This window comes from Dermabacter sp. HMSC06F07, assembly GCF_001807345.1.
Lineage (GTDB): Bacteria > Actinomycetota > Actinomycetes > Actinomycetales > Dermabacteraceae > Dermabacter > Dermabacter hominis.
In genome coordinates this window covers 270,038-296,764 of the sequence record NZ_KV788570.1, presented here as the reverse complement: position 1 = coordinate 296,764, position 26,727 = coordinate 270,038, and the positions used below count along the sequence as shown (strand labels likewise).

Annotated in this window: 23 protein-coding genes, 1 tRNA gene and 3 pseudogenes; 5 read left to right on the top strand and 22 right to left on the bottom strand. The window is 63.3% G+C overall.

The window, feature by feature from the left end:
* Positions 1-166 precede the first annotated feature (166 nt).
* A pseudogene (locus tag HMPREF3157_RS10155) lies at positions 167-367 on the top strand (transposase); the annotation flags it as partial.
* Here the strand turns inward: HMPREF3157_RS10155 and HMPREF3157_RS10695 are convergent.
* From HMPREF3157_RS10695 to HMPREF3157_RS01900, 21 genes and pseudogenes are all read right to left on the bottom strand, one after another.
* Positions 357-605 carry an integrase core domain-containing protein gene (locus tag HMPREF3157_RS10695; RefSeq protein ID WP_246816484.1) on the bottom strand — a complete coding sequence of 83 codons (249 nt, stop codon included), beginning with the start codon at positions 603-605 and terminating at the stop codon, positions 357-359. The pseudogene HMPREF3157_RS10155 and the gene HMPREF3157_RS10695 sit on opposite strands and share 11 nt — an antisense overlap.
* A gap of 17 nt (positions 606-622) precedes the next feature.
* Positions 623-835, bottom strand: coding sequence for a hypothetical protein (locus HMPREF3157_RS10690; protein ID WP_246816482.1), 213 nt, complete (start codon positions 833-835; stop codon positions 623-625).
* A gap of 15 nt (positions 836-850) precedes the next feature.
* Positions 851-1,306, bottom strand: a complete 456-nt coding sequence (locus HMPREF3157_RS10685) for an IS3 family transposase (protein WP_246816480.1) — start codon at positions 1,304-1,306, stop codon at positions 851-853.
* Positions 1,303-1,620 carry a transposase gene (locus tag HMPREF3157_RS01985; RefSeq protein ID WP_083288014.1) on the bottom strand — a complete coding sequence of 106 codons (318 nt, stop codon included), beginning with the start codon at positions 1,618-1,620 and terminating at the stop codon, positions 1,303-1,305. Before HMPREF3157_RS01985 ends, HMPREF3157_RS10685 begins: the two co-directional genes overlap by 4 nt.
* Positions 1,621-1,685: 65 nt before the next feature.
* Positions 1,686-1,826 (bottom strand): annotated as a pseudogene (locus tag HMPREF3157_RS01980) (transposase); the annotation flags it as partial.
* A 784-nt stretch (positions 1,827-2,610) separates the two neighbouring features.
* A pseudogene (locus HMPREF3157_RS10350) lies at positions 2,611-3,845 on the bottom strand (IS3 family transposase); the annotation flags it as partial.
* Between the two features lie 186 nt (positions 3,846-4,031).
* Complete coding sequence (locus HMPREF3157_RS01970; RefSeq protein ID WP_034372869.1) at positions 4,032-4,736, bottom strand: class I SAM-dependent methyltransferase; 705 nt, start codon at positions 4,734-4,736, stop codon at positions 4,032-4,034.
* Positions 4,737-4,792: 56 nt separating this feature from the next.
* The gene (locus HMPREF3157_RS01965; RefSeq protein WP_034372866.1) at positions 4,793-6,289 is read right to left on the bottom strand and encodes an NCS2 family permease; all 1,497 of its coding nucleotides are present in this window, start codon (positions 6,287-6,289) and stop codon (positions 4,793-4,795) included.
* A 64-nt stretch (positions 6,290-6,353) separates the two neighbouring features.
* Positions 6,354-7,136, bottom strand: a complete 783-nt coding sequence (gene nagB / locus HMPREF3157_RS01960; protein ID WP_034372863.1) for a glucosamine-6-phosphate deaminase — start codon at positions 7,134-7,136, stop codon at positions 6,354-6,356.
* Positions 7,137-7,329: 193 nt separating this feature from the next.
* The gene (locus HMPREF3157_RS01955; RefSeq protein WP_034374785.1) at positions 7,330-8,682 is read right to left on the bottom strand and encodes an NAD(P)/FAD-dependent oxidoreductase; all 1,353 of its coding nucleotides are present in this window, start codon (positions 8,680-8,682) and stop codon (positions 7,330-7,332) included.
* A gap of 39 nt (positions 8,683-8,721) precedes the next feature.
* Entirely contained in the window at positions 8,722-9,687 is a 966-nt protein-coding gene (locus HMPREF3157_RS01950; protein WP_070435363.1) for a Ppx/GppA phosphatase family protein, read from the bottom strand.
* Positions 9,684-10,238, bottom strand: coding sequence for a DUF501 domain-containing protein (locus HMPREF3157_RS01945; protein WP_070435362.1), 555 nt, complete (start codon positions 10,236-10,238; stop codon positions 9,684-9,686). Before HMPREF3157_RS01945 ends, HMPREF3157_RS01950 begins: the two co-directional genes overlap by 4 nt.
* A 33-nt stretch (positions 10,239-10,271) precedes the next feature.
* Positions 10,272-10,886, bottom strand: coding sequence for an FtsB family cell division protein (locus tag HMPREF3157_RS10680; protein ID WP_246816478.1), 615 nt, complete (start codon positions 10,884-10,886; stop codon positions 10,272-10,274).
* A gap of 19 nt (positions 10,887-10,905) precedes the next feature.
* Entirely contained in the window at positions 10,906-12,186 is a 1,281-nt protein-coding gene (eno, locus tag HMPREF3157_RS01935; protein WP_034372854.1) for a phosphopyruvate hydratase, read from the bottom strand.
* Between the two features lie 144 nt (positions 12,187-12,330).
* Positions 12,331-13,347, bottom strand: coding sequence for a MazG nucleotide pyrophosphohydrolase domain-containing protein (locus tag HMPREF3157_RS10675; protein WP_246816485.1), 1,017 nt, complete (start codon positions 13,345-13,347; stop codon positions 12,331-12,333).
* Complete coding sequence (mfd, locus tag HMPREF3157_RS01925; RefSeq protein WP_070435360.1) at positions 13,347-17,015, bottom strand: transcription-repair coupling factor; 3,669 nt, start codon at positions 17,013-17,015, stop codon at positions 13,347-13,349. Before mfd ends, HMPREF3157_RS10675 begins: the two co-directional genes overlap by 1 nt.
* Positions 17,012-17,614, bottom strand: a complete 603-nt coding sequence (pth, locus tag HMPREF3157_RS01920) for an aminoacyl-tRNA hydrolase (protein ID WP_070435359.1) — start codon at positions 17,612-17,614, stop codon at positions 17,012-17,014. Before pth ends, mfd begins: the two co-directional genes overlap by 4 nt.
* Before the next feature lie 153 nt (positions 17,615-17,767).
* Positions 17,768-18,394, bottom strand: a complete 627-nt coding sequence (locus tag HMPREF3157_RS01915; protein ID WP_070435358.1) for a 50S ribosomal protein L25/general stress protein Ctc — start codon at positions 18,392-18,394, stop codon at positions 17,768-17,770.
* Between the two features lie 225 nt (positions 18,395-18,619).
* Positions 18,620-19,600, bottom strand: a complete 981-nt coding sequence (locus HMPREF3157_RS01910) for a ribose-phosphate diphosphokinase (protein ID WP_070435357.1) — start codon at positions 19,598-19,600, stop codon at positions 18,620-18,622.
* A 4-nt stretch (positions 19,601-19,604) separates the two neighbouring features.
* Positions 19,605-21,065, bottom strand: a complete 1,461-nt coding sequence (glmU, locus tag HMPREF3157_RS01905) for a bifunctional UDP-N-acetylglucosamine diphosphorylase/glucosamine-1-phosphate N-acetyltransferase GlmU (RefSeq protein ID WP_083286134.1) — start codon at positions 21,063-21,065, stop codon at positions 19,605-19,607.
* Positions 21,066-21,112: 47 nt separating this feature from the next.
* Positions 21,113-21,184, bottom strand: a tRNA-Gln gene (locus HMPREF3157_RS01900).
* 87 nt (positions 21,185-21,271) lie between these two features.
* On the opposite strand from HMPREF3157_RS01900, the gene HMPREF3157_RS01895 reads away from it, so the two are divergent.
* The 4 genes from HMPREF3157_RS01895 (at position 21,272) to HMPREF3157_RS01880 (ending at position 24,893) form a co-directional block, all read left to right on the top strand.
* Positions 21,272-21,931 (top strand): TetR/AcrR family transcriptional regulator, encoded by a 660-nt coding sequence (locus HMPREF3157_RS01895; RefSeq protein ID WP_081976544.1) that lies wholly within the window; start codon positions 21,272-21,274, stop codon positions 21,929-21,931.
* 75 nt (positions 21,932-22,006) lie between these two features.
* A complete protein-coding gene (locus HMPREF3157_RS01890; RefSeq protein ID WP_070435356.1) occupies positions 22,007-23,218 on the top strand; it encodes an SPFH domain-containing protein in 1,212 nt (403 codons plus the stop codon).
* Positions 23,215-24,561: a hypothetical protein gene (locus tag HMPREF3157_RS01885; protein WP_034372830.1), complete on the top strand. Its 1,347-nt coding sequence runs from the start codon at positions 23,215-23,217 to the stop codon at positions 24,559-24,561. Before HMPREF3157_RS01890 ends, HMPREF3157_RS01885 begins: the two co-directional genes overlap by 4 nt.
* On the top strand, positions 24,558-24,893 hold the full coding sequence (locus HMPREF3157_RS01880; protein WP_070435355.1) for a hypothetical protein: 336 nt from the start codon (positions 24,558-24,560) through the stop codon (positions 24,891-24,893). Before HMPREF3157_RS01885 ends, HMPREF3157_RS01880 begins: the two co-directional genes overlap by 4 nt.
* 9 nt (positions 24,894-24,902) lie before the next feature.
* On the opposite strand, the gene HMPREF3157_RS01875 is transcribed toward HMPREF3157_RS01880, so the two are convergent.
* Complete coding sequence (locus HMPREF3157_RS01875) at positions 24,903-26,714, bottom strand: ABC-F family ATP-binding cassette domain-containing protein (RefSeq protein ID WP_070435354.1); 1,812 nt, start codon at positions 26,712-26,714, stop codon at positions 24,903-24,905.
* Between the last annotated feature and the right edge of the window lie 13 nt (positions 26,715-26,727).

Here is a 26,727-nt window from a genome sequence, read left to right as displayed (position 1 = left end):
TCGTGGCCCACACCATAAAACAACCCAAAATGAAGCGCCCTGGGTTTTGTTCCGTGGTCAGGACGCAACGGGCGCTGAGTCCTTGGCCTGACCCCCGTTTGTAGGTCCAGTCATTGTGGGAGTTGTCCTGTTGCTCGAGGCTTCGGGCAGGGAGACTGGTCGAATCATGACAAACAGAAGGAAGCGTCACACGCCGGAGCAGGTGGTTCGTAAGCTCGGGCAGGCTGACAGGCTGCCCGCTGATGGCGTTGATGTCGCGGCGGTATGTCGCGAGCTCGGCGTGTCCGAGCAGACGTACTACCGGTGGCGGCACCAGTACGGCGGGCTGAAAGCCGACGACGCGAAACTGTCCCGCGTCAAGGAGTTGGCAGGATTTCCTTGTTCTGAAAGTTGGGGATGTTCGGGTCGGCCTGGCCCAGGTGCATCTCCTTGGGCCGGTTCCAGGCGATGGCCTCGTGTGGGCGGACCTGGTTGTACTCGATGCGGTAGTCCTCGGCCCGTTCGGCCAGCATGACGGCGTCGTCGATCTCGTCGATGAACAGGCGTTCGTACTTCAGCGTCCCGAACCCTCGCTCGCGTGATCCGTTCTGCCCCGGCGACTTCACGCGGGTGCGGACGTGCGCTAGCTCGGGGTGGAGCTCGATGAACGCCTCGAACCGGAACGAGCGGAACGGGCCCCGTTGTCGGTGACGATCGTGACCACCGGCAGCACCTCCCCGGTCTGCTCATCGACTGGGCAGTCATCGACCATCGAACGCCCGAAGAGCTCCTCGTAGTCAGCCAGCGCGAGCTCGACCGCATCGATCGCATCGTGCTGGTTCGCCGTCGGCGACACATGGAACGGGTACTCTTACTTGGACCAGTGGTCCCGGCACCTCGCGATCCGCCACGTCCCGCCCGTCGCGGTCTCGAACTCGCTGAAGTCGAGCTGCCATACCTGGTTCGGTCCGGTCGGCTCCTTGGCGAACACGGCCTTGCGCCGCTCGGCGAGCTTGCGGCGTTCGCGCTGGTAGTGCGCGGGCAGGATCAGCCCCTCATCCCGCAGCAGCCGCAGCACCGTCGCCTCACTGACGACGTGGCCGTCATGGCGGACCATCGCCCAGATCTTGCGATGGCCCCACGCAGGATGGGCGGTGGCGTGAGAGAGCACCCGGTCGCGCACCGACTCCCGCGCCGGCTGTGGCCACGGACCCTTCGCCTGCACGCCAGCCCTGGTCTTGGCCTGCCAACGTCGCCACGTCCGCTCGGGCATGTCGATCAGCCGGCAGAACCTCGCGGTCGACATGCCCGCCTCGACGCGGATCACCTCGAGGTCCTCGAAGGGCCCAACCGGCCCTCCGCGGACTTCTTCCACACCCGGAGCTCGACCGCAGCCTCACCCAGGGCCTGCGTCAGTTCCTCGACCTGCGCCTCCAGCTGCTCCTCCCGCGTCGGCGGGCCGGACCGGCCCGCCGCCAACGCGGTCTTCCCCGCTTCGAGGAGGTCAGCCTTCCACCGCCCGATCGACTGCTCGCTGACCTTCTCCCGCCGAGCAGCCTCAGCGATCGACATCTCACCAGCAAGCACACTCAGCACGATCCGAGTCTTCCGCTCGGCCGGGATCACAGGGGGTCTACCCATGTTCAGACTCTCCTTCAAGACCTACACAACGGCCCTGCCACAAAGCCTGACGCGCGACAGACTCACCACCGGTAATACGTCTGCTCGGATATTCCAAGCTCCCGACACACCGCGGCGATGTCGCTGCCGTCGGCGAGCATCCTGTCGGCCTGCCCGAGCTTGCGAACGACCTGCTCCGGGGTGTGACGCTTCCTGCTGTTCGACATGATCTGACCAGTCTCCCTGCCCGCAACCACGGGCAACAGGACGACTCTCAGAACCACCGGACCTACGAAACGGGGTCAGCCCAGCATCACACGACAGACTCTCCCTCGCCAGGATCCAGAGTTGGCGCTGAGCCGTTGACCACTCCCGCGGTAGCGCTCAATGCAGAGGTCTCGGCGAGATCCTGCTCCGCCCCATCAGGAGGAGCATCCGCAGCAGCTCTGCGCCCCCAACGCTCCTTGACCTTGCCAAAGCCCCACCAAGCGGCGCCACCTACGGCAACACCAAGAGCTAGCCCTACTTTAACTCCCTGCTGTCGACCTTCGATCAGGCCAGCGTGGCGCCCCGCCCCCCCCCCCAAATGGGATTCCCCATCGACACACTCCATCCCCTCGCGCCGAACGACTACACAGAGCCGAGATCGGCAGGTAAACTAAGACGTCTAAGTATGTATCCATCTCCTGACGCATCACGCGCCCAAATCAGCTTCTCGAGTAGGAGTCACAATGAGCCCCGCCGGCACCCGCAACTGCTCCCGCTGCGGAGAAGCGGGACACGACATCCGCACCTGCCCCGCACCCGCAGGCCACCGCGTCGTTCTCGCCATCGATCTCAGCGCCGGCTACGGCCAATGGCAGCCCTCATGCGGCGACTGCGCTTGGACCGGAGACTGGAACACCGACCGCGACGCCGCTCAACGTGAAGCACGAGACCACCACACCTCCACCAGCTTGTGACGGGACTGCTTGAAGCGCCCTGGGTTTTGTTCCGTGGTGAGACGGTCGTGGGCGCGGTCGTGGCGGAGTGGGTGTGGGACGCTTCGACGCTTGCTGGGGTGCGGTAGTCGAGAGCTTCGTGGAGCCGGGGCGTGTTCCACCAGTGGACCCAGCCCATCGTGGCAAGTTCGACCTCGCTGACGGACTCCCAGGTCCGCTTGGAGTAGATCAGCTCCGCCTTGTAGAGGCCGTTCACCGTCTCTGCCAGCGCGTTATCGTAGCTATCGCCGACGGTGCCGACAGACGCTTTCACACCTGCGGCGAGAAGAGCGTCTGAGTAGGCGAGAGAGACGTATTGACTACCCCCCGGTCGGAGTGGTGAATCAATCCGCTTCCATTCCTCCTCGCCCCGGTGGCGAGGAGCGCGTGCTCCAGTGCGAGCAATGGCAGCTGCTGCGTGTGGAGGGTGGGCGCGACCGCCCAACCGACGATTCTCCGACTGAAGACATCGGTGATGAACGCGACGTAGCAGAACCCGGCGAGTATTCGGACATAGGTGGGGGCACCTCCCGCTTGCGGGGGAATATCGGCAACCCAGAGCTGCTGCGGCCGGTCCGCAACGAACCTCCGGTCCACCAGGTCGAAACGCTGATCCTCTCCGGCCGCGGGACGCGTGGTGACGGGCCAGCGGCCTCAGCGAACGCCCTGAAGGCCTGCGATCTTCATCAGCCTCGCGACCTGGTCTCGGCCCACGTCCATCCCACGTGCCGCATGGCGTGCCACATCTTCCGCACCCCGTAGACGCTGTAATTTTCCTGGTGGACCCGCTGCAGCTCCTCTACGAGGATCTCGTCCCGAACGCTGCGCGCGGAAGCCTTCCTGTTCTTGGAGGCGCGATATCCGCGGGAAGTGATGAACCCACATTCTGACGCACGCAGGGCGCGGCAGAAGGCCCAGGCCCCGGACTTCACGCGATGAATGTCGATGAACGTGATCATTTCGTCGTGGGGCGGTCGAGTTCCGCTGCGAAAAACGCCGAGGCGGCTTTCAGGAACTTGTGAGCGCGCCGCGCCTCCCCACCTCTCTCCGGAGCCGACAGTTCTCCTCCTCGAGCGGCTCTCCCGGGCCGGGTGGTTCGGTGGGGACGTAGCGGCTGCACCAGATCCGCAGCGTCTCCTCGCCGACACCGAGCTGCGGGGCGATCGCACGGATCGATGCTGCACGAGGCCCGCCCTCGCGGGCCCGACGGTCCTAGACCATACGCACAGCACGCTCACGCAGCTCGGGGCTGAACTTCTTGGGCATACTCCGATTCTCCTAGCTGAGACTCGGAACGAAACCCAGGGCGCTTCAAAAGTTGCCTTGCTCTTCCCGCTCCTGCACGAAAAGAGACGGGCTAGCTGCGCGAGACGTCGGTAAGGGGCTCCTGGCTGCGTACTGCAGACAGAGACGATTCAAAGACGCGAAGTCACCGCGACATCGCGGGCCGACCTAGGCGTGCGGGACGTAGCCCCTGTGTAGCGCGACGATGCCGCCGCTGAGGTTGCGATACTGCGCTCGTTCGAGCCCGAGCTCAAGGAACCACTCGCGTAGGCCCTCCTGATCGGGCCAGGCAAGAATTGACTCGGCGAGGTAGCTGTAGGCAGCACCATTCGCCGATACCTGCGATGCCACGTGCGGCAGCATCCCCATGATGTAGCGCGAGTAGACGTGGCGGAAGGCGCGATTGTTCGGGGTCGAAAACTCGCACACGACGACGGTCCCGCCCGGCTTCACTACGCGCGCCATTTCGGAGAGAGCTTTTCGTGGTTCAACGACATTGCGCAGACCGAAGCTAATGACGGCTGCATCGAATGAATCTGACGTGAACGGGAGGTTGGTAGCGTCGGCCCCCACAAAGGGGATGTGCGGTTGCCTCTTGCGCCCCTCCGCCATCATGCCAGCCGAAAAGTCAGAAGCGAGCACCAGGTGCCCCGCACGCGCGATCGCCGCGCTCGAGGTACCGGTGCCGGCCGCGACATCAAGTACGCGAGCCCCGCTCCCCTGCGGCAGATCGAGCGCTTCCACCATCGCCGTTCGCCACCCTCGATCCTGGCCAAAGGCAAGGACGGTGTTGAGGAGGTCGTAGCGCCCCGCGACGCCGTCAAACATAGTCGAGACATCGTCGGGGTTCTTGGTGAGATCAGCTCGCGTCATGGGGTCTATTGTGCCTGATCGAGGCCGCGGTGCGGGCAACGCGGGGTACGGGCGCGTCAGAGCCCGATGAGCCCCGTGAGTGCATCACGGAGGAAGTACATCACGAACAGTGCGCTCACGACATACATGAGCCAATGCACCTTTTTCGCGTTGCCCACGACAATTTGGATGACCACGTACAGGATGAAGCCCGCCCCCATGCCCACGGTGATCGAGTACGCGAACGGCATGAGGATGATCGTGAGGAAGGCGGGAATAGCCTTCGTGAGGTCGCTGAAATCGATGTCCACGACCTGGCTCATCATGAGGAATCCGACGAGGACGAGGGCCGGGGTCGCAGCCTCGTACGGCACGAGAGCGACGATCGGCGATAGGAACATCGCGACGACGAAACACAGGCCAGTGACGACGGTCGCGAGGCCCGTCCGGGCGCCTTCACCGACGCCGGTCGCGCTTTCAACGAAGCTCGTGTTGGAGGAGACTCCACCGACGCCACCCATGATCGCCCCAACAGAGTCGGCGATGAGGATCCGCTGGCTGTTCTCAACATCGCTGTTGTCGTCGACGAGCCCTGCCTCGGTGCCAACCGCAACCATGGTGCCCATCGTGTCGAAAAAGTCTGCGAGGAGGAGGGAGAACACGACGATGATGGCGCCGACGACACCGATGGCGCGCAGTCCACCGACCGGATCGACCTGGAACAGGGTGCTGAAATCGGGCAGCGCGAACGCGCTTCCGCTCAGGGCGGGCACGTTCATGGACCAGCCGTAAGGGTTACCTGCATCGGTGTCGGTTGCGGGGGCAAACTGACCGATTCCGACGGTGTTCTCGATGACAATGGCGAGCACTGTCGCAGCGATAATCGCGATGAGAATCGCGCCGGGGACCTTCCTCACCCACAGCACGATCATGAGGATGAGCCCGAAGACGAACACGGCTGTAGGCCAGCCAATGAGCGAGCCTGAGTTACCGAGCTGCACGGGGGTGCCACCACCGGTGGTCACGAAGCGGGCGTTGATGAGCCCAATAAACGCAATGAACAAGCCCATGCCGACAGCGATAGCGGTCTTGAGAAACTGCGGGACCGCGAGGAATACCGCCTTGCGAAAGCCCGTGAGAACGAGCAAAAGAATAATGATGCCTTCCACGAGCACGAGCCCCATCGCACCGGCCCAGGTCATGCCGGGCAGTGACACGACGCCGTAGGCGAGGTACGCGTTGAGCCCGAGACCCGCCGCCATTGCGAGCGGGAAATTCGCCCACGCTCCCATGAAGATCGAACACACGGCAGCAATCAGCGCCGTTCCCGCGGCAACAGCGGGCATATTCGGCTCGGTTCCACCGCCGAGGTACATGCCGGTCGAATCCGGCACGGTGCCGATAATGAGCGGGTTCAGTACGACGATGTAGCACATCGCAAAGAACGTGACCATGCCGCCACGCACTTCGCGGCCGACCGTCGAGCCGCGTTTAGAGATCGAGAAAAACGAATCGAGGCGCGAGAAAGCCGCACCCTTTGAGGGAGCACTGTGGGTTTGGGACATGGCTCCCATTGTAGGAAAAGGCCCGGCCAAAGCAACGCTTTGGGCCGGGCCAGCGAGACAAAGAACTCGAGTTTTACTTCTTTTCGGGGCGATTAGCGTCGATAAAGCGGTAGTAGTCGAGGTAGTCGAGCTTTGAGGCCGCGGAGCTATCCACAACGATGGTGGCGTCCTCGTGAAGCTGGAGCGCGGTCGATGTCCAGCGGGCGCTCACCCCTCCCTCGATTGTCTGGCGAACGGCTTCAGCCTTGTTCTCCCCCGTTGCAATGAGGAGAAGTTTCCTCGCCTCGCGAATTGTGCCGACTCCCTGGCTGATGGCGTGGATGGGAACGTCATCTTTCGAATCGAAGAAACGCGAGTTGTCAGCGATCGTCTTGGGGGTGAGCGTCACCAGGTGCGTGCGCGAAGCGAGCGACGTGCCCGGTTCGTTGAAGCCGATGTGACCGGTAGCACCGACCCCGAGGAGCTGGAGATCAACGCCGCCTGCGTCCTTGATCGCGGCGTCATACCGGGCTGCTTCGGCAACCGGATCCCCCGTGTCACCGCGAGGGCAAAACACCTTCGCAGGGTCGAGATCGACCTTTTCAACAAGGTGCTCGCGAATAAAACGCGCGTAGCTTTGGGGGTGCTCGGGCGAAAGCCCCACGTACTCGTCGAGCATGAAGACAGTGACATTCGCAAAGCTCAAGCCCTCGTCACGGTGGCGCCGCGCGAGTTCGTCATAAGCCGCGATCGGCGAGGACCCCGTCGCGAGGCCGAGAGTGACGGGGCCACCATCTGCTTCGCGAATAGCAGCCTCGATGTGATCGGCAACGACCACGCTCGCGTCGTCGGCGGTGGGGCGAATGTAGATTTCCATGGCATCTCCGGCTTCGTTCTGGGGCGCGGGAGGGCCGACGCTGGCCGGCCTCCGCTTACGCCCATGGTGGGCTCGCTCATATGCTCCTGCAAGCATACGTACTTCGAGAAGAGACCAGCAAGGCCCGGCACCTCGAGGTGCCGGGCCTTGCGTTTTTGGCGCGAAAGCTCCGCGCCGTTTCCCCAAACGGGGCTTACTTCTTCTTCGGCGTCGATGCCGCCGCAAGCTCAAAGGCCTTGCGGGGTTCTGTCGCCTGGGCGATACCGAGAATTTCGCGGTTGCCGAGCAGCGAGCTCACCCAACCCGCGACGACACCGGCCTTACGGCCGAGTGTAGGCATGGCATAGACGTGGTAGGCGCGAGCGCCGAGCCATGCGGGAATACCCTTGAGCTCGACCTTCTTGTCGCCGATGAACAGCGTTCCGACGCCCTTGAACATGCCGAGGGTTGCCATCGTGCCGAGGTTCTTGTGGTAGTAGTCCACGAGCGGGCGCGAGTCGATCGCGCGCGCAACGTTGTCGGCGAGGCACTTCGCCTGGCGCACGGCGTGCTGAGCATTCGGCGGGCACACCTTGCCCTCGCCCGAGGCGAGATCCGGAACGGTCGTGCAGTCGCCGGCCGCAAAGACGCCCTCGAGTGGGCCGTCCTCGCCCTTGACGCGGAGGTCGGCGAGGCAGTCAAGGCGGCCGGTCTGGTTGAGCGGCAGATCCGAGTTCTCGAGGACGGGGTTCGGCTTGATGCCGGCACACCACACGATGAGGTCCGAGGCGAACTCGTCACCGTCGGAGGTCTTGACGATGCCGTCCTCGCACGAATTGAGGAAGGTCTCGAGCTTGACCTCGATGCCGCGCTCACGGAACTGCTTGAGAGCATACTTACCGAGCTCTTCGCCAACCTCGGGAAGAATTCGACCCATCGCTTCGATCATGACGAAGCGGACATCCGAGGGATGAAGATCGGGGTAGTAACGCAGAGCTGCGGAGACCATGTCTTCAGCTTCGGCAATGGCTTCCGAGCCAGCGAAGCCACCGCCAACGAAGGTGAAGGTCAACAGACGCTTGCGGGTTTCGGGATCCTTGGTCGAAGCTGCCTCGGCGAGGTTGCTGAGGATGCGGTCGCGCACGGCCACGGCTTCCTCGACCCACTTGAACCCAATAGCGTTTTCAGCAAGGCCCGGGATCGGGAGCGTGCGCGGAACAGAACCGAGCCCCACGACGAGGTAGTCGTAGCTGATCTCGATCGTTTCATCGCCCTCGAGAGCGACCGTCACGACGCGATCCGCGTGCGAGATGGTCTCGACCGATCCGGTGACGACCTTGGTGCCCTGCAGGACCTTGCGCAACGGCGCGAGCACGTTGCGCGGGTCAATCGCACCGGCGCCAACCTCCGGGAGGAAGGGCTGATAGGTGAGGTAGGGACGAGTGTCGACGACCGTGATGGCAACGTTGTTGCCGGCCTTCTTGCGCAGCTCAGCTGCGACGTTCATACCAACGCTTCCGCCGCCGAGAACGAGAACGTGCGGCTTGTTTCCTGAATTGATGTTCATGTGTGTGAACTTGCCTTTCCACATCGCTAACGATGCAATTCAACCACGTTGAGGCGCTTCCAAACTGAGTGAATCGAGCACGCTCATCGCGAGTCCATCGAGAATGTCGTGTTCGCTCGTCGTGACGCGCTCGAGTGTGCCTTCGTTCGCAACCCGTTCGAGGATCCGCGCCCAAATAAGCGCGCCCGCGCCGATCACGTCTATCCGTCCCGGGTGGATCGCCGGGAGCGCTGAGAGCTCCGTCGCGCTCGATCGAAGAATTCGATAGCTAAGAGCCGTGAATTCCTCGGCATCAATGCTTGCGCCGTGGCTCAGTTCGGGCGTGTATTCCTCGAGGCCGAGGGCAACGGCGGTCAAAGTCGTGACGGTTCCCGCGACTCCCACGATGCCGCGAACTGCGGAAAAATCGATCGTCTGAGAAGCCTCGTCCATAAGTGCGTCGATATCGCGTACAGCGGCCTCAATGTCGCTCTCGCTCACGCGGTCGGCGCTCAAGTGGCGCTCCGTGAGGCGAACAGACCCCATGTCGAGGCTGATCTCGGCTCGCGGCGCATCCTCGCCGTAGACCAGTTCGGTTGAACCGCCACCGATATCAACGATCAGGCGAGGCGAGGGCCCGGGATCGGGAAGAGTCGCCACGGCACCGCGATAGCTCAGCACCGCCTCTTCGGTCCCTTCGATGACCTCTGGTTCAATGCCGAGAATCTCCCGAACACCGTCGATGAACTCCGCTCGGTTCTCAGCGTCGCGGCTTGCACTCGTCGCTGCAAAGCGCACGCCTTCGACCGCGTTCTGCTCGATCACGCGTGCATACTGCCGAGTGGCCTCAAGAGTGCGCTCGATCGCTTCCGGGTCGAGGCGCCCCGTGCGGTCCACCCCGTGACCGAGACGCACAATTTTCATCTCCCGCGCGATATCCGGCAAGGAGCCGTCGGGCGCTTCTTCCGCGACGAGAAGACGAATCGAATTCGTGCCGCAGTCGATCGCGGCGACCCTGCGGCTCATGCGCCTTCCTCCTCAAGCATTGCGGGGGTGAGGTCGCATCGGCATCGATCGATCGTCGTGTCATCAGAGGTCAACTCAAGGGCGCGATCACCAAACGGGTTCACGCCTGGCCCCTCGGCAAGGGCCTGGCCGACAACGGCATGGAGGCACTTCACGCGGTGCGGCATTCCCCCTGCACTGATGCCATCGATCTCTTCGGCACTACCGAGCTCGGAGCGCCGCTCCAGGTACCGCTCGTGGGCGCGCGCATAGCTCTGCTGAAGCTCACTGTTCTCTTCCAGCTCGGCGGTCCACTCAGCAAGCAACCCCCGCGCCTCAAGTCGCGAGCAGGCCTCGACCATCGACGGAAGCGTGAGGTAAAGGCTCGTGGGAAACGGCGATCCATCGCTCAGACGCGGCACCGTGCGCACAACGGCGGGAGCCCCGCACGCGCAGCGACGGGCGATCGAATGCACGCCACGCATCGTTCGACCAAGCTGGCGAGCCATGAGGGCGAGATCCGCCTCGGTTGCCTCGCTCTCGAACGGAAGTGGATCAAGCGGTGTTGGCATAGAGCACTACAACCTTTCGGGCGACTATCGGCATCACGGGCCTTGCTTATCGGCGGGGTCCTCGGGAGGAGCGGCCTGACTCGCGGCTACGAGCGAATCCCACATCGTGCCAAACCACGCAGTTTTCGTGCGCTGCTCCGCCTGCGCGGCCCGGGTCGTTTGAGGAACCTCGGCACCACTTGAATCTGTCAGGCGATACTGCGTTTCCCCGGGGTAGGCAAAGAGCAAACGTTCGCGCGCTTGCGCGGAGACAAACGTCGGATCTTCCCACCGCGCGACCTGCGCCTCGAGTCCTTCGACCTCGCGTTCTTGCTGGGCAACCTGCGCACGAAGGGTGCTGAGGCGCTGTTGCTGCATGACGTACCCATTCACGGTCGGAACGAGCGCCACGAGCGCGAGAAGCGTAATCGCCAGCAGCACGAGCGAGCGCCCCGTGAGCCCCGCGATAGGGGCCAGAACCTTGCGTGCACCCGCACTTATCGAAGTTGCCGTGCGCGCAGATGCGGTGTGCCCAGCCTTCGTGCGGCGACGACTCGCGCGACCGGTAGGCGTGGAGGGGGCGGCTGCGGAAGTACGCCGCCGCGACGCCGAGGAGCGCCCCGCCGGTCTCGACGGGGCGCCCCTTCGGTGCTTTAACGAATCAGGCATGAGCCCTATCGTAAACCGCTCAGGCCTTGAAGCGCGGGAACGCCGAAGCGCCCGCGTAGACGGCCGAGTCGCCGAGCTCATCCTCGATACGGATGAGCTGGTTGTACTTATTGACGCGCTCACCGCGAGCAGGAGCACCGGTCTTGATCTGGCCCGTACCGAGCGCAACAGCGAGGTCGGCGATCGTGGTGTCCTCGGTCTCGCCCGAACGGTGCGACATCATCGACGAGAAACCATTGCGGGTGGCAAGATCCACGGCGTCAAAGGTCTCGGTGAGGGTGCCAATCTGGTTCACCTTCACGAGAAGAGCGTTGGCAGCGCCATTCTCAATGCCGCGGCCGAGACGCACGGGGTTCGTCACGAAGAGGTCGTCGCCAACGAGCTGAACCTTCTCGCCGAGCTTCTCGGTGATGGCAACCCAGCCGTCCCAGTCTTCCTCGTCGAGCGGGTCCTCAATCGAGACGAGCGGGTAGGACTCAACGAGCTCGCCGTAGTAGGCGATCATGTCCTCGGCAGACTTCTTTTCACCTTCGAAGAGGTAGGAGCCGTCCTCGAAGAACTCCGACGCAGCAACGTCGAGAGCGAGTGCGACGTCCTTGCCCGGGGTGTAGCCAGCCTTCTCGATGGCCTCGATGATGAGGTCGAGAGCGGCGCGGTTCGACTCGAGGTTCGGCGCGAAGCCACCCTCGTCACCGAGACCCGTCGCGAGACCACGGTCGTGGAGAACCTTCTTGAGGTTGTGGTAAACCTCGGCACCCATACGGACGGCCTCGACGAAGGTCGGGGCACCGATCGGGGCGATCATGAACTCCTGGATGTCCACGTTCGAATCCGCGTGCGACCCACCGTTGAGGATGTTCATCATGGGGACGGGAAGCACGTGTGCGTTCGGACCGCCCACGTAGCGGTAGAGGGGCAGCTCTGCTTCCGCAGCGGCAGCCTTCGCGACAGCGATCGACACGCCGAGAATGGCGTTCGCGCCGATCTTGCCCTTGTTGTCGGTGCCGTCCGCGTCAATCATCGCGAGGTCGATCGCGCGCTGGTCGGTCACGTCCATGCCCTCGATCTTTTCGGAGAGCTCTTCGGCAACCGCGGCGGCAGCCTGCGAAACGCCCTTGCCGAGGTAACGGCCCTTGTCACCATCACGGCGCTCAACGGCCTCAAATGCACCGGTCGAGGCGCCCGAAGGAACCTGGCCGAGGAACTGGTAGCCCTCGTCGGTCGTAAGAACGACCTCAACGGTGGGGTTGCCGCGCGAATCAAGAATCTCGCGACCGCGAACGTCGAAGATGAATGCCATGAGATGGCCTCCTTAGTCAGGATTTTCAAGTGGCGGGTCGCCTTTGACCTTCGCCCTCAAGTCTAGTGCGGATCGTGTGATCTACCTGAAGGGTTTTGCGCACCCCCGGCGCGGCGAATGCGACCCAGGTCACGGAGTGGGACTTCAGTCGCGAGCCAAGTGCGCCTCGACCCTCGCCACGAGTGCGCGAAGAGCCGATTCGGGATCCTCATCACGCGCTGCCGCCTCGAGCACGATCGCCATGATTCGAGAGGCGATACTCCCATTCGACGCGCTGTTCTCAACGCCAGCCCTAAGCTCTTCCTCCCGCCCCGCAGCTTGCGCACGCGCGGCGATCTTGAACGCCCGCTGGAGTGCGGGAAGGGCGAGTGGAATCCCCTCGGCGAGTGCACTGCGCGGCTTCTCCTGCGACTTGATGCGGTCCCACCGCGCCGTAATCTCCTCAATGCTCAAATCCTCGCGCTCGGGTCCAAACACATGAGGGTTTCGGCGATACATCTTCGCGTTGAGAGACCGGGCAACCGAATCCAGCGTCCACGGCTCAGCTTCCTCCATGCCGATTCGCGCATGAAACACGAGCTGAAACAGCAGGTCCCCGAACTCGTCAACGAGCTCCGATGTATGAATCGGCTCGCGCTCAAGTTCGGCAAGAACCTCGTGGGTTTCCTCGAGCAAGTATCGCGAAAGAGAACCGTGTGTCTGGGCAGCGCTCCACGGATCGCCCCCCGGGCTTCGAAGCTCGTGCATGATCCTCACCGACTCGACGACCGCAGCGCCGGGAGCGACGGGGGACGCGAAAACATAATCCGCATCGATGGGCCCACCGGAGACCTCTTCGAGCGCGCCAATCGTCTCGATCGGCGACGGAAGGTGGGGGTGCTCGGAATCGCAGAGCCAGGCGAGATACCCGCCCGGGCAGCCGTCGGAATCCTCGAGCCACGCGCCGACCGAGCGCGCGAGCTCGTGTGCACTTGCGCTTTCGAGCCGCACGCACTCGATCCCAGCCTCGCGCACGTGTGCCTCCCACGCCGGGTGCGCGCACGACAGGGCAACGCTCGCGGCGCCCCTGAGAGTGTCCCAGCCGCGCGCCGTCATAAGCCCTGGCGCATTCAGGGGCGAAACGGGAACGACCTTGAGCTCTCCCGAAAAAGACCCGTTCATCACGCATGCCCCTTTCGTCCAAGACCCGCCTGGCGCGTCCCTTGCGGCGCGTCACGGCGCGAGTTTTCGAGCCTACTTGCGCGCGGTGATCGCGAACCGAACGAACGCGGGCGGGAGGGTTCCGACGACTGCTCGGCAAGCTCGATGCCCCGTTCTTTCGCCCATGCGGGCTTCAGCTGTGCAATCACGCCGCGGCAGAACTCGAGCAGAGCCTCGTCGGTGAGGGGAATACCACCGACACGCTGAGTGCGCGGATGCGGGACGAGAACCTGGCGAAGGGCAGGCTTGAGCACCGTTCCCGGATACAACCTGCGGAGTTTGAGCTGCACGCTGTCCGTGACGTCCACGTGCGCGAAGCGGATCATCTTGCCCTGTACCTGCACCTCGTCGATCCCAGCTTCGGAGGCATCCAGGCGGAAGCGCGCGACGTGAAAGAGACGCTCGACCTCCGCGGGAGGCGCGCCGTAACGGTCCTCGAGCTCGGAGTGCACGCTCTCGAGCTCGTCGGCACTCTTCGACGCCGAAATCTTCGAGTATGCCTCGAGGCGTAGGCGCTCGGAATCGATGTACTCGACGGGAATGTGCGCGTTAAGGGGCAATTCGACCTTCGTGTCCTTCCCCGTATGGTCGAATTCGCCCTTGAACGCTGCGACAGCCTCGCCGACCATGCGTACGTACAAGTCAAAGCCCACACCGGCAATGTGCCCGGACTGCTCGCCGCCGAGCAAGTTCCCTGCGCCGCGGATCTCGAGGTCCTTCATCGCGACCTGCATGCCTGCACCGAGCTCCGAGTGCGTCGCAAGCGTCGTGAGGCGGTCGTGCGCTGTTTCCGTGAGCGGTTTCGTCGCTGGATACAGGAAGTACGCGTAGGCGCGATCGCGCGAGCGCCCCACCCTTCCGCGAAGCTGGTGAAGCTGCGAGAGACCAAATCTGTCCGCATTCTCCACGATCAGGGTATTTGCGTTCGAAATGTCGAGGCCCGTTTCCACAATCGTCGTGCACACGAGTACGTCGAAGCGCTTCTCCCAAAAATCGAGGATGACTCGCTCGAGTTGGGCCTCGTTAAGCTTGCCGTGGGCGACCTCCACTCGTGCATCGGGCACGAGCTCACGCAAGTGCGCGGCGGTGCGTTCAATATCCTCGACGCGGTTGTGGATGTAGAACACCTGCCCCTCACGCAAGAGTTCGCGGCGGATCGCGGCCTTGACCTGAGCATCCTCGTGCGCGCCAACGTAGGTGAGCACGGGATGGCGCTCCTCTGGCGCAGTCGCGAGCGTGGAAAGCTCGCGGATGCCCGTGACGGCCATCTCGAGGGTCCTGGGAATCGGGGTCGCCGACATCGACAGCACATCGACGTTGGTGCGCAGTGCTTTGAGAGTCTCCTTGTGCTCAACACCAAAGCGTTGCTCCTCGTCCACGATGATGAGCCCCAGGTCCTTGAAACGCACCTGCCCCGTGAGCAAGCGATGCGTCCCGATCACTACGTCGACCGAACCGTCCTTGAGCCCCTCGATCACCGCATCCGACTCAGCCTTGGTTTGGAAGCGCGAGAGCCCGCGAACGTTGACGGGAAAGCCCGCGTATCGCTCTGTGAAGGTGTCGACGTGCTGCTGAGCGAGAAGAGTCGTCGGGCATAGGACCGCCACCTGTTTGCCATCCTGCACAGCCTTGAAGGCCGCGCGTACCGCAACTTCGGTCTTGCCGTAGCCGACGTCACCGCACACGAGGCGATCCATGGGAAGCGGCTTTTCCATATCCCGCTTGATGTCGTCGATCGTCGAAAGCTGATCGGGAGTTTCCGTGTACTCGAAGGCGTCCTCGAGCTCGTGCTGCCACGGGGTATCGGGCGAGAAGGCAAAGCCCGAACTGCGCTGGCGCTCGCTATAGAGCCTCACGAGTTCATCGGCGATCTCCCGGATGGCCTTGCGCGCACGCGACTTGGTCTTCGACCAGTCACTTCCGCCCATCTTGTTCACGCTCGGGGCCTCGCCTCCGACGTACTTCGTCACCTGGTCGAGCTGGTCGCTCGGGACGTAGAGGCGATCACCAGGCTGGCCCTTCTTCGAGCTCGCGTACTCGATGACGAGGTATTCGCGGGTCGCGCGCTTATCGCCCGTGCCTACGGTGCGGCTCGTCATCTCCACGAACCGCCCGACTCCGTGGTGGTTGTGAACGACATAGTCCCCGGGCGACAGCTGGAGCGGATCGACCATCGCGCGGCGACGTGCGGCAAGTTTCTTGCCACCAGATCGGCGAGCGGCCGATTTCCCCGTCATGTCTCGCTCACACAAGAGCATGAGTTTGATGTCCTCGAGGAGGATCCCCTCGGTGATCGGCCCCGTCGTGATGCTCACGTGCGAGCGGGAAAGCTCCTCGTCGAGATCAGCGCTGAACCGCGCCGCGACACCCGCCTCAGTGAGCGACTCGGCGATGTGGCGCCCGGTACCCGCTCCCGCGGTCGTGAGGACGATTCGCCATCCGTCACTAACGTGCTGCGCGAGGTCCCGCGCCGCATTCGCGATCGAGCCGCCGTATCCCGGGTGCGGCTTCGCTTGAGACGTGAGGTCGGCATCGAGCCCGAACGGGGCAAGCGTGGAGACCGGGAGGCGTCGGGCCTCAAGCTCGCCGAGTGTGTCCTCGAGCGACGAGAAGCTTGCCTGCGACACATCGATCGGCACGGCGCCGCCCTGCGCTGCACTCGACCACGCCGCCTCAAGGAACTCTTCCGTTGTGCGCACGAGCTCATCGACACGCGTGCGAATGCGTTCGGGTTCGACGAACACGAGGCTCGAATGCTCGGGAAGTAGATCCGCGAGGCTCACCATCTCCCCCACCAGAAGCGGGGTCAGCGACTCCATGCCCTCGACGGCAATGCCCTCCGCAAGCCGCGAGAGGATGTCAGCGGCGCCGGGCAGCTGCGCGATCGCGGCGCGTGCTCTCGCGCGCACGTCCTCCGTCAGAAGAATCTCACGGCACGCGGGTGCATCGAACGCTTCGAGAGTATCCTCCATCGAGCGCTGATCCGCGACGGAAAAGAAACGGATCTCTTCAAGCTCGTCGCCGAAAAAATCGAGGCGGACGGGATGCGAGAGCGTCGGCGGGAACACGTCCACAATGCCGCCACGCACCGCAAACTCACCGCGCGAGGAGACCATGTCCACGCGCGAATACGCCGCACCGACGAGCTTCTCCACAAGCTCGTCGATCGCAATGAAGTCGCCGCGCTCGAGATGAACCGGCGCTAGATTCTCAAGTCCGCGTGCCATCGGCTGCACGAGTGCACGCACAGGAACCATGAGCACCTCGACCCCACCCGTTTCGTCCGGATGCGCCAGTGAATAGAGCGTGGAAAGCCTGCGCGCGACCGTGTCGCTACGGGGCGAAAGCCTCTCGTGCGGAAGGGTCTCCCAGGCGGGGAACAGCGCAACCTTCGCGGCCGGAACGAGAGCTTCGATCTGGGCCGCAAGATCTTCTGCTTCGCGCGTCGTTGCGGTCACCACGACGAGCGGGTCCGACGGCCCCCTGCGCGAAGCGGCCTCGGCAAGATAAAGCGGGTGCATGCCGCTCGGGGCGATGATCGATACGCCCTCGGCGGTGGAACGCGCTTCGACGAAGCGTGCGAGATCAGCAGAGTGCGCCGCGGCGGCGAGAACGGGGGCGATGCTCACGGGCGGATCGCCTCGCGCGAATGAAACTCTTGCTGCGTCGCCACGAGGCCCTGCTCCACGAGCATCTCCACGCACTGTCCCGCCGAGGTCACGAGGTCATCAAGTACCTTGCGCTCCGACGAGGAAAAAGGAGCGAGGACGAAATCCGCGGTATCGCGCCCCTGCGGGGGACGCCCCACGCCGACGCGCACGCGCAAATAGTCTTTGGTGCCGAGTGCACGCGAAATATCACGAAGGCCGTTGTGACCGCCTTCTCCCCCGCCGATCTTCGCTTTAATCGCACCGAACTGCGCATCGATCTCATCGTGCACGACGATGAGATTCTCAGGCTCGATCCCGTAGTACTGCGCGAGCGCAGACACGGGCCCACCCGAAGTGTTCATGTAGCACCCAAGTTTCGCCAGAATCACTCGGCGGCCGGTACCCGGCGCCCCCATGTGCCCCTCAATAACTGAAGCATTGGCCTTCTTGTGCCGTTTGAACGAGGCGCCGGCCCACTCGGCAAGTCGATCGAGCACCATGTGCCCGACATTGTGTCTCGTCGCTTCATACTTGGGACCAGGGTTCCCGAGGCCCACAATCAGCATCGTCTCGCTCACAACTCTACTTTCCGCACTAATCCAGGGGAAAACCTGGTCACCGCCGGCTGGCCGGCGACCGTCGCCCCCCCCCGAAAAGGCTACAGGGGCGCCGCACCTGTGTGCGACGCCCCTGCATTAGATTTCACGATCCGCGAAGTCGCGGATCAGAACTCACTCGTCGTCGCCCTCCGACGACTCCTCGGCAGCATCCTCTGCCGCTTCCTCGTCGTCCTCGGAGCCAGGCGTCTCGAGGTCGGCCTCGTCGACCTGCGGGACCTGGATCGACACCACGAGGAACTCGGGATCGGTAACGAGCTCGGCGTCTCCAAGGTCGAGGTCCCCGGCGTAGATCGCATCGCCTTCGACCTTGCCCTCAACGTTGACGACGATGTGTTCGGGAAGGCTGAGTGCATCGGCGAGGAGGGTGATCTCCTGAATGTCAACCACGGCAACGGCGGGCGACTGGGGCTCGCCTTCGACGGTCACGGGGATGTCAACCTCAACCTTCTCGCCGCGCTTCACGATGAGGAGGTCGATGTGGAGAATGTCGCGCGAGAGCGGGTGGCGCTGAATGTCCTTGATGATCGCGAGCTCGTTTTCAGCGTTCGGGATCTCAAGCTCGAGAAGAGCGTTCGAGTGACGCGCGGCAAGAGCCGTCGCGTGATACGGAAGCGCGAGGTGAACCGGCTCGGTGCCGTGGCCGTACAGGACCGCGGGGATCTTGCTTTCGGCGCGCATGCGGCGCGCAAAGCCCTTGCCGAAGTCGGAACGGATGTCGACCTTGATGTTCTCGGCCATGTGAAACTCCTTGGGTGTGAAGCGGGGCGAGACGGCGCGCCCCGAGCACGTGGGAGCACGAGCCCAAGGATTCAACCGCGTCGATAACGGAGTAGGCCGAAGCCTCTCCCTCGCCGAAGTACCGTCCAATCATACGGCACGGCCGCGCAGTCACTCGACAAAGTGCGACGTGAAGCGAGGCACGTCACGCCGAGCAGACTGCGCGACCGGTGACAGACGAGGAGATTAGGCGTCGCCGTCGAACAGCGAGGTCACAGAGCCGTCATCGAAGACGGCACGGATCGCACGTGCGAGAAGCGGCGCGATCGAGAGGATCGTGAGCTTCTCGAAATTCTTTTCCTCGGGGATGGGCAGCGTGTTGGTCGCGATGACCTCGCGCACCGCCGAATTCTTGAGGCGCTCAACGGCCGGATCCGAGAAGATCGGGTGCGTCGTGGCTACCACCACGGAGCTCGCGCCGTTCTTCGTGAGGGCTTCGACGGCCTGGACGATCGTTCCTGCGGTATCGATCATGTCGTCGACGAGGATGCAGGTTTTTCCTTGCACGTCGCCGATGATGCGCTTCGCAACGGCCTGGTTGGGGCGACGCGGGTCGCGCGATTTGTGCACGAAGGCAAGGTTCACGCCGCCAAGGCGCTTCGCCCACTTCTCGGCTACGCCGATACGGCCGGCGTCTGGCGAGACAACGCACAGATCCTCGTCGCCGTAGGTCGACTCGACGTACTTCGCAAGGATGGGCATGGCCATGAGGTGGTCGACGGGACCGTCGAAGTAGCCCTGAACCTGCGGCGCATGCAGGTCAACCGAGATGAGGCGGTCGATTCCGGCGGTCTTATACAGATCGGCGACCAGGCGGGCCGAGATCGGCTCGCGGCCACGGTGTTTTTTGTCCTGGCGGGCGTACGGGTAGCTCGGGGCGATCGCCGTGATGCGCTTCGCGGACGCGCGCTTGAGGGCGTCCACCATGATGAGGTGCTCCATGAGCCAGTTATTGATGGGAGCCGGGTGCGACTGGAGAACGAAGACGTCCGCCCCGCGCACACTCTCGCCGTAGCGCACGTAGATCTCGCCGTTGGCGAAATCCCACGCGTCCGTCGGGAGAAGGTCAACACCGAGTTCCTTGGCGACTTCCTCGGCGAGCACGGGGTGGGCGCGCCCCGAAACGAGAACGAGGTGCTTTTCTCCGCTGGTGATGATGCCGCTCATCGTTTTACTTCTCCTCGGTGGTTGCGGTTCGAGAGTCGTGGTCAAGCGCTTTTTCGGCGGCTTCGGCCGCGGCGGTGCCCGTGCGCTTGGTGAGCGTCCACCCCTCGGTAATGCGAGGCTTCGTAGCATTGACGGCAAGGGCGCCGGGCGGGACGTCTTTAAGGACGATCGTTCCAGCTCCCGTGGCCGCACCGTCGCCGATTGTCACAGGCGCGACGAGGACGCTGTCGCTTCCAACGCGCACGTGTTTGCCGACGACACTCCTGTGCTTGTTCACCCCATCGTAGTTCGCAAAGATCGTTGCCGCACCAATGTTCGTCCCCTCGCCGATCTCGGCGTCACCCACGTAGGAAAGGTGGGGAACCTTTGCACCATCGCCGATCTCCGCATTCTTGGTTTCGCAGAAGCCACCGATCTTGCCGCGGGCGCCGAGAACGGTCCCCGGCCGCAGGTAGGTGAAGGGCCCCACGGTCGCCCCTTCCCCGATGACCGCGCCGAAGCCGTGAGTGCGCACAACCTCGGCTCGGTCGTGAATGGTGACGTCGGTCAGGGTCGTGTCCGGCCCGACGGTTACGTCGCCGCCAATGACACAGTGCCCGTGCAACTGCACGCCGGGGAGGATTGTCGTGTCCTGCCCAATCTCGACTTCGGGGTCGATGAACGTCGAGGAGGGATCGATGATGCTCACGCCGGCGCGCATGTGGCGCACGAGGGTCCGACGGTTCATTTCGGCACCGAGCTCGCTGAGTTGGACCCGATCGTTGGCGCCTTCCACCTGGATTGCGTCATCAATGACGTACGCGGTGACTTTTTGCCCCTCGGCACGGGCGATGCCGGGAACGTCGGTGAGGTACATCTCGCCTTGGGCGTTATCGGTGCCGACTTTCGTGAGGGCTTCGCGCAAGAATGCGAGGTCGAATGCGCAGATTCCCGAGTTGATTTCGGTGATCGAACGCTGCTCGTCGTTCGCGTCCTTATGCTCGACGATCGCTTCGACCTGGGAGCCGTCGGCGCTGCGCACGATGCGGCCGTATCCGGTCGGGTCGTCGAGGCGAGCGGTGAGGATCGACACGCACGATTCGGACTCCTCGTGGGCCTGAACGAAGGCGCGGAGCGTTTCTGACTGGAGCAAGGGCACGTCGCCGTAGGTCACGAGTACGGTTCCGACGGTCGCCTCAACCTTGTCGAGACCGCATTGAACAGCGCGTCCAGTGCCGGGGATGTCATCCTGATCGGCGGTGACGACCTCGGGAGCGTTCTGCGCGAGGTGAGAGAGAACCTGTTCACGTTCGTGGCGGACGACCGCGACGATCTCGCCGGCGCCCGTTCCGCGCGCCGCGTTGATCGCGTGCATGAGCATCGAGGTGCCACAGACAGGGTGGAGAACCTTGGGAAGAGCGGATTTCATGCGAGTGCCTGCGCCGGCTGCGAGGACGACGACAGCTGCGGGCGAATAATGTGCCACGGAAAGGTGCTCCTTGTGTCCGGTGCGATGAATCCGGTGCTGGATCGTTCCGCGACCAGGACTCGAACCTGGAATACCAGAACCAAAAACTGGGGTGTTGCCGATTACACCATCGCGGATGGGCCCAAGGGCGCCGGGGACAAGCCTAGCCCCTCAAGCCGCGAGAGCGAAAACGGTACGCGCCTAGGCGTGCGAAAATGTTGCACATGTCTGATTCACGCCCCCCTCGCGCTCGCTCTCCCCGGATGACGGGCCGTCAGCGACGCGAGCAGCTTGTCGTCGTCGGCCGCTCACTTTTTGCGCAGAAGGGCTACAACGCGACGAGTGTCGAGGAAGTTGCAGCGAAGGCAGGAGTGTCAAAGCCGATCGTCTATGAGCATTTTGGAGGCAAGGAGGGTCTTTATGCCGTGATCGTCGATCGCGAAACGGATCACCTCCTGCGCGTCCTTGAAGATGCGCTCCACGATGTTCACCAGCACCCCCGCGTACTCGTGGAGAAGGCTGCGCTCGCGTTCTTGACCTATATCGAGGAAAACGAGGACGGTTTCCAAATTCTCGTGCGCGACTCCCCGGCTTCGCAAACGTCGGGCACGTATTCGGCGCTTCTCGTGGACGTCGCGAGCCAGGTCGAAGACCTGCTCGTGAGGCACATGCGTGCACAGAAGTACACGTCGCTGCACGCGGCGATGTACGCGCAGATGCTCGTCGGAATCGTTTCTTACACCGGTCAGTGGTGGCTTGAGACGAGTCGCCCATCGAAAGAGGTTGTCGCGAGCCACATTGTGAACCTCGCGTGGAACGGGCTTCGCGGCCTCGAATCTGAACCGAGGCTCCTCACGACCGACCGGCACTCGAAGAAGAAATAACCCCACAGATAACGCCGTTTGCCTGTGACCTAGATCCTCTATACTCGGTCCGTCGGCTCTAACAGAGGAGATTTCGTGGGTTTCATCCAGGCTTTCAAAGACGCGCTGGGCGGTACTTTTGCCGATCAGTGGAAGGACTTTCTGACCGTCCCCTCCAACCTCCCGCCCACCGCGGCCCTTTTCCCCGCGGTTCCGCGGGGAACGAACGCAGGGCGCGGCTTGAACACTCGCGGCAGCGAAAACATCATTAGCAACGGTTCACGGATTGTCGTGCCGGCAGGCTACGCTCTCGTCACGCTCCAGGACGGCCGCGTCACCGGCCTCATTACCGAGGCGGGCGGCTACGAGTGGCATTCGGGCGACCCGAATTCTCGCACCGTGTTCGCGAACGACGGCATTCTTGCGTCAACGCTCGAGACGTCGTGGGAGCGTTTCAAGTTTGGCGGCCAACCAGGATCGCAGCAGCTCGCGTTCTTTGTGAGCCTCAAGGAGCTCCCGAACAACCGTTTCGGCACTCAGTCGGAAATCTACTGGGACGATCAGTACATGAACGCCCAGGTGGGAGCCGTCGCCCGCGGCACCTACACGATCCGCATTGTGGATCCGCTCCTGTTCATCCACAACTGGGTTCCCGCCGTTTACATCTCTGCGAATGCGCCAATCTTCGACTTCACCGATACCGAGAATGACGCCGCGAACCAGCTCTTCCAGGAAGTCGTCTCCTCGCTCGCCCCGGCGTTCTCGCGCTACACGAATGACCCGGATAAGAACAACCGCATCACAAAAATCCAGTCGGATTCGCTCGGGCTCGCGGCCTCCCTCTCGAGCGTGGTCGAAGAAAACTACCGCTGGACGACCGACCGCGGACTCGTCATCGAAAAAGTCGCGATCGCGTCGATCGAGTACGACGAGAACACGCGAAAGCTCCTCAAGGATGTTCAGGCTGCCGATGCGCTTTCGGGCAACCGCAACCAGAGCTTCGTCAACCAGGCTGTCGCGCGCGGCGTGCAGTCCGCCGGCGAGAACGGGGGCGGCACGGGCCTCGCGATGATGGGCATGGGAGCCGGTGCCGTTGGTGGCCTCGTGCAGCCTGCGCAAGCGTCGGGTCCGTTCGCCGGCCAGGGCCAGAGCCCGCAGGGCCAGCAGAGCCAGCAGGCGCAGTCCAACCAAGGCGGCGCCGAGCCGAACCCCGCGGAGAAACTCGCCCAGTTCAAGCAAATGCTCGACCAGGGTCTCATCACCGAGGCTGACTACGAGGCGGCAAAGAAGAAGGCGCTCGGCCTTTGACCTACGCACCCGGCCCGCAACCGGCCCCCATGCCTTCCGAAGGCCCGGGGGCCGGTTCGATGCGCCCCACGCCCGAGGGAGCGCCGAACGTGAGTGGCCCCGACATGAGTGATGCGAATGTCGTCAGGGGCCGGACCGCGTCGCAAGACGTTGTTGATGCGCTCGTTGACCCCACCCCCGAGCACGTCGTCAACACGGCAAGTGGGAAGGCTGACGGCTTCGATAAATGCCCCAGGTGCGGCTCGACCGACATCGGCTACTCGCTCCAGCACCAGGCGCTCGTGTGCCGGTATTGCCGTTTCGAATTCAACGAAAAGGTCGTGGAAACGGCCTTCGGTCTCGACTCCCCCATCGAACAGCTACGGGGCGTTGTTCGCGGCTCGGGTACGCATGACATCGCCGTCGACACCACTGTCGTTACCCTCAAGTGCCAGGGCTGCGGTGCCGAGGTCGTTATCAAAGCGAACGAATCGCTCCAGGCGCGCTGCCACTGGTGCCGCCAGGTGCTATCGATTAACCAGCAGATCCCGAATGGCGCCGTTCCCGATGCCGTGTTGCCCTTCGCCCTCACGCATGAACAAGGTGTCGAAAAGGTACGCGAATTCGCAGGGGATCGTCGATTCTTCGCCACGAGCCAGTTCAAGGCAAACTTCACGCCCGAGAACGTCGTAGGCGTGTATGTGCCGTACATGACAGTCGACGGCAACCTCACCGCAACCATCGAGGGGCGAGGCGAGGTCACGCTCCGCCGCTACACGCGCCACATCGGCAACGACCAGGACGAACGAGTCTCGGATATTCGCGAATACACGCTCGGGCGCAAGTTCGATTTCACGGTCGACGACCTCATTGCGGAAACGAACAGTTCGCGCGCGAACATGAACACGAGCATCAACACCAATAATGTGCTCAACGCGATCCTCCCGTTCGATACGAAAAACGCCGTCGCCTACAACTCGAACTACCTTGCGGGCTTCACGTCGGAGCGCCGCGACCTCGATATCGACGACATCGACGACACGGTCGAAAGCAACTTCCTTTCGATCGCTCGCTCACGTGCAGACCTCATGATCCGCGACTACGACCGCGGCGTTCGCTGGGAAAGCGAAGGGCTCGAGATCCACGGCACGCGCTGGGTTGCGCTCTACCTTCCGATCTGGCTGTACAGCTACCAGGACGATCGCACCGGCATGATCCACTACATCGCGGTGAACGGCCGAAACGGCCGCACGATGGGCTCGGTTCCGGTCGACAAGATCAAGCTGTTCGGCTGTGCCGCGCTCGCCGCGATCGCCACCTTCGCCATCACATTCCCCCTCGCGATTGGAGCGGTCGTCCTATGAGCCCCATTCTCACGGCCAGCGGTTCGATCCTCGTCGCCGGCCAGATCCTCGCGGAATCTAGCTCGAGTAGCGGCGACGATGTGAGCGTTGCGGTCATCGCCGCGCCCTTCGTTCTCGCGTTCATCGTCTTCACGTCGATCTACTCGTTCTTCTTCCTGCGCTACCGCAACACCGATAAGAAATATCGATTCGAAAGCGAGACCCGTATCGGCGTGTCGAACGTCCAGGCCTTCGATACTCCTGGCAGGCGCCGAAACGGCGTCAAAAGCACGGTCATGGCAGGGCGCAATAATGGCAATCCCCGTGAGCGGGTGCGCCGCATCTCCCTCTAGCGCCGCGTTTCAGCCTTCTTCGATCTGCTCGAGGATCTCGAGCCAGCGCTCCTCGATCTCGGCGATCTCCCTCTCGCGCTCGCGCACTTTTTGACCGAGCGCGGTCAAGCCTTCGAAGTCCGTGGGGTCGTGCTCGGTGAGTTCCGCGTGGATTTTCTCGATTTGCGAGCGGAGCTTATCGATGCGTCGCTCAATCGCACTGGCTTCCTTCTCGGCGGCCCTGCGCTCCGCGCCAGAAAGACCGCTGACCGGGGCCGAGGCCGAGGTAGCGTCGGATTTTGCACTGCCTTCGCCCCCACCCGTGCGTTCGCGTTCTTCCTGTGCGCGCAGCTGTAGGTATTCGTCCACCCCGCCGGGAAGATGACGGAGAGTCCCTCCCATGACCGCATACTGCTGATCGCTCACGCGCTCAAGGAGGTAGCGATCGTGCGAGACGACAATGAGAGTTCCGGGCCACGAATCGAGCATGTCCTCGAGAGCCGTGAGCATGTCGGTATCGACGTCGTTCGTGGGTTCGTCCAGAATGAGAACATTCGGCTCGCTCAAGAGCACGAGGAGGAGCTGGAGGCGCCGACGCTGGCCACCCGAGAGATCCTCGACGCGCGTAGAAAGGTGATCCTTGGCAAAGCCGAGGCGCTCGAGCAATTTCGCGGGAGTGAAGTCTTTGCCGTCGATCGTGAAGGTCGTCTTCGTGCGCGCGAGCACGTCGCGCACGCGCTCGCCAGCGATGTCCTGAAGCTCGCGGAATTGCTGATCGAGGACGGCAATCTCAACGGTCTTGCCGCGCTTAACTCGGCCCTTCGTAGGCTCAAGGGTGCCCGCAATCAAACTGAGGAGCGTGGACTTACCGGCGCCGTTGGCGCCGAGGATGCCGGTACGCTCACCCGGAGCGATGCGCCACGTGACGTCAGAAAAGATCACGTGATCGCCGTAGCTCACGCCCACGTCAAGGAGGTCAACGACGTCCTTGCCGAGCCGGGCAGTCGCGAGGCGCTTGAGCTCCAATGGGTTCCGCACCTCAGGGACATCCGCGATCAGGGCGTTCGCCGCCTCGATACGGAAGCGGGGCTTCGACGTTCGCGCCGGAGCGCCACGGCGAAGCCAGGCAAGCTCCTTCCGGGCCAGGTTCTGGCGCTTTTGCTCGGTCGCCGCGGCAATACGGTCGCGTTCGACGCGCTGAAGAACATAGGCCGCATAGCCGCCCTCGAATGGCTCGACGATGCCGTCGTGCACCTCCCACGTCGACGTGCAGACCTCATCGAGGAACCAACGATCGTGGGTGATGACGATGAAAGCGCCCTGCCCGGCTCCCCAACGCCCTTTGATGTGGCGTGCAAGCCAGTGAATGCCCTCGAGATCGAGGTGGTTTGTGGGCTCGTCGAGACCGATCACGTCCCAATCTCCCACGAGCAGCTTGGCAAGCGCCACGCGGCGGCGCTGGCCACCGGAAAGCGCACCAATGCTGCGCTCGAACGGGATGTCGCTCAGCAGCCCCGCGATAATGTCGCGGATCTTTGGGTCTGAGGCCCACTCGTGCTCGGGGGCATCCCCGACGATTTCCTGCCCGACAGTCGAGGTCTCGTCCAAGTTGTCGGACTGCGACAAAAGCCCCATGCGCACGCCGTTCCTCGGCGTCACGCGCCCGCTGTACGGTTCGAGTTCGCCAAACAGGAGTCGAATGAGAGAACTCTTGCCATCGCCATTACGCCCCACGATCCCAATGCGATCGCCCTCGAAAATGCCGAGGGTGACAGAATCGAGCACGACTCGATTCGGGTACTGAAGATGCAGCTGTTCGGCGCCGACAAGAAGAAGACTCACGCCACGAGCCTAC

What these genes read in the sequence shown, in the direction of transcription:
- HMPREF3157_RS01950 (WP_070435363.1), bottom strand. Translation starts at nt 9,687, where the DNA reads ATGAGCCGCAGGGTCGCCGCGATCGACTGCGGCACGAATTCGATTCGT.
- HMPREF3157_RS01955 (WP_034374785.1), bottom strand. Translation starts at nt 8,682, where the DNA reads ATGAACATCAATTCAGGAAACAAGCCGCACGTTCTCGTTCTCGGCGGC.
- HMPREF3157_RS10680 (WP_246816478.1), bottom strand. Translation starts at nt 10,886, where the DNA reads ATGCCTGATTCGTTAAAGCACCGAAGGGGCGCCCCGTCGAGACCGGCG.
- HMPREF3157_RS01970 (WP_034372869.1), bottom strand. Translation starts at nt 4,736, where the DNA reads ATGACGCGAGCTGATCTCACCAAGAACCCCGACGATGTCTCGACTATG.
- HMPREF3157_RS10675 (WP_246816485.1), bottom strand. Translation starts at nt 13,347, where the DNA reads ATGAACGGGTCTTTTTCGGGAGAGCTCAAGGTCGTTCCCGTTTCGCCC.
- HMPREF3157_RS01965 (WP_034372866.1), bottom strand. Translation starts at nt 6,289, where the DNA reads ATGGGAGCCATGTCCCAAACCCACAGTGCTCCCTCAAAGGGTGCGGCT.
- HMPREF3157_RS01895 (WP_081976544.1), top strand. Translation starts at nt 21,272, where the DNA reads ATGTCTGATTCACGCCCCCCTCGCGCTCGCTCTCCCCGGATGACGGGC.
- HMPREF3157_RS01880 (WP_070435355.1), top strand. Translation starts at nt 24,558, where the DNA reads ATGAGCCCCATTCTCACGGCCAGCGGTTCGATCCTCGTCGCCGGCCAG.
- HMPREF3157_RS01945 (WP_070435362.1), bottom strand. Translation starts at nt 10,238, where the DNA reads ATGCCAACACCGCTTGATCCACTTCCGTTCGAGAGCGAGGCAACCGAG.
- HMPREF3157_RS01910 (WP_070435357.1), bottom strand. Translation starts at nt 19,600, where the DNA reads ATGAGCGGCATCATCACCAGCGGAGAAAAGCACCTCGTTCTCGTTTCG.
- HMPREF3157_RS01915 (WP_070435358.1), bottom strand. Translation starts at nt 18,394, where the DNA reads ATGGCCGAGAACATCAAGGTCGACATCCGTTCCGACTTCGGCAAGGGC.
- nagB (WP_034372863.1), bottom strand. Translation starts at nt 7,136, where the DNA reads ATGGAAATCTACATTCGCCCCACCGCCGACGACGCGAGCGTGGTCGTT.
- HMPREF3157_RS01985 (WP_083288014.1), bottom strand. Translation starts at nt 1,620, where the DNA reads ATGGGTAGACCCCCTGTGATCCCGGCCGAGCGGAAGACTCGGATCGTG.
- eno (WP_034372854.1), bottom strand. Translation starts at nt 12,186, where the DNA reads ATGGCATTCATCTTCGACGTTCGCGGTCGCGAGATTCTTGATTCGCGC.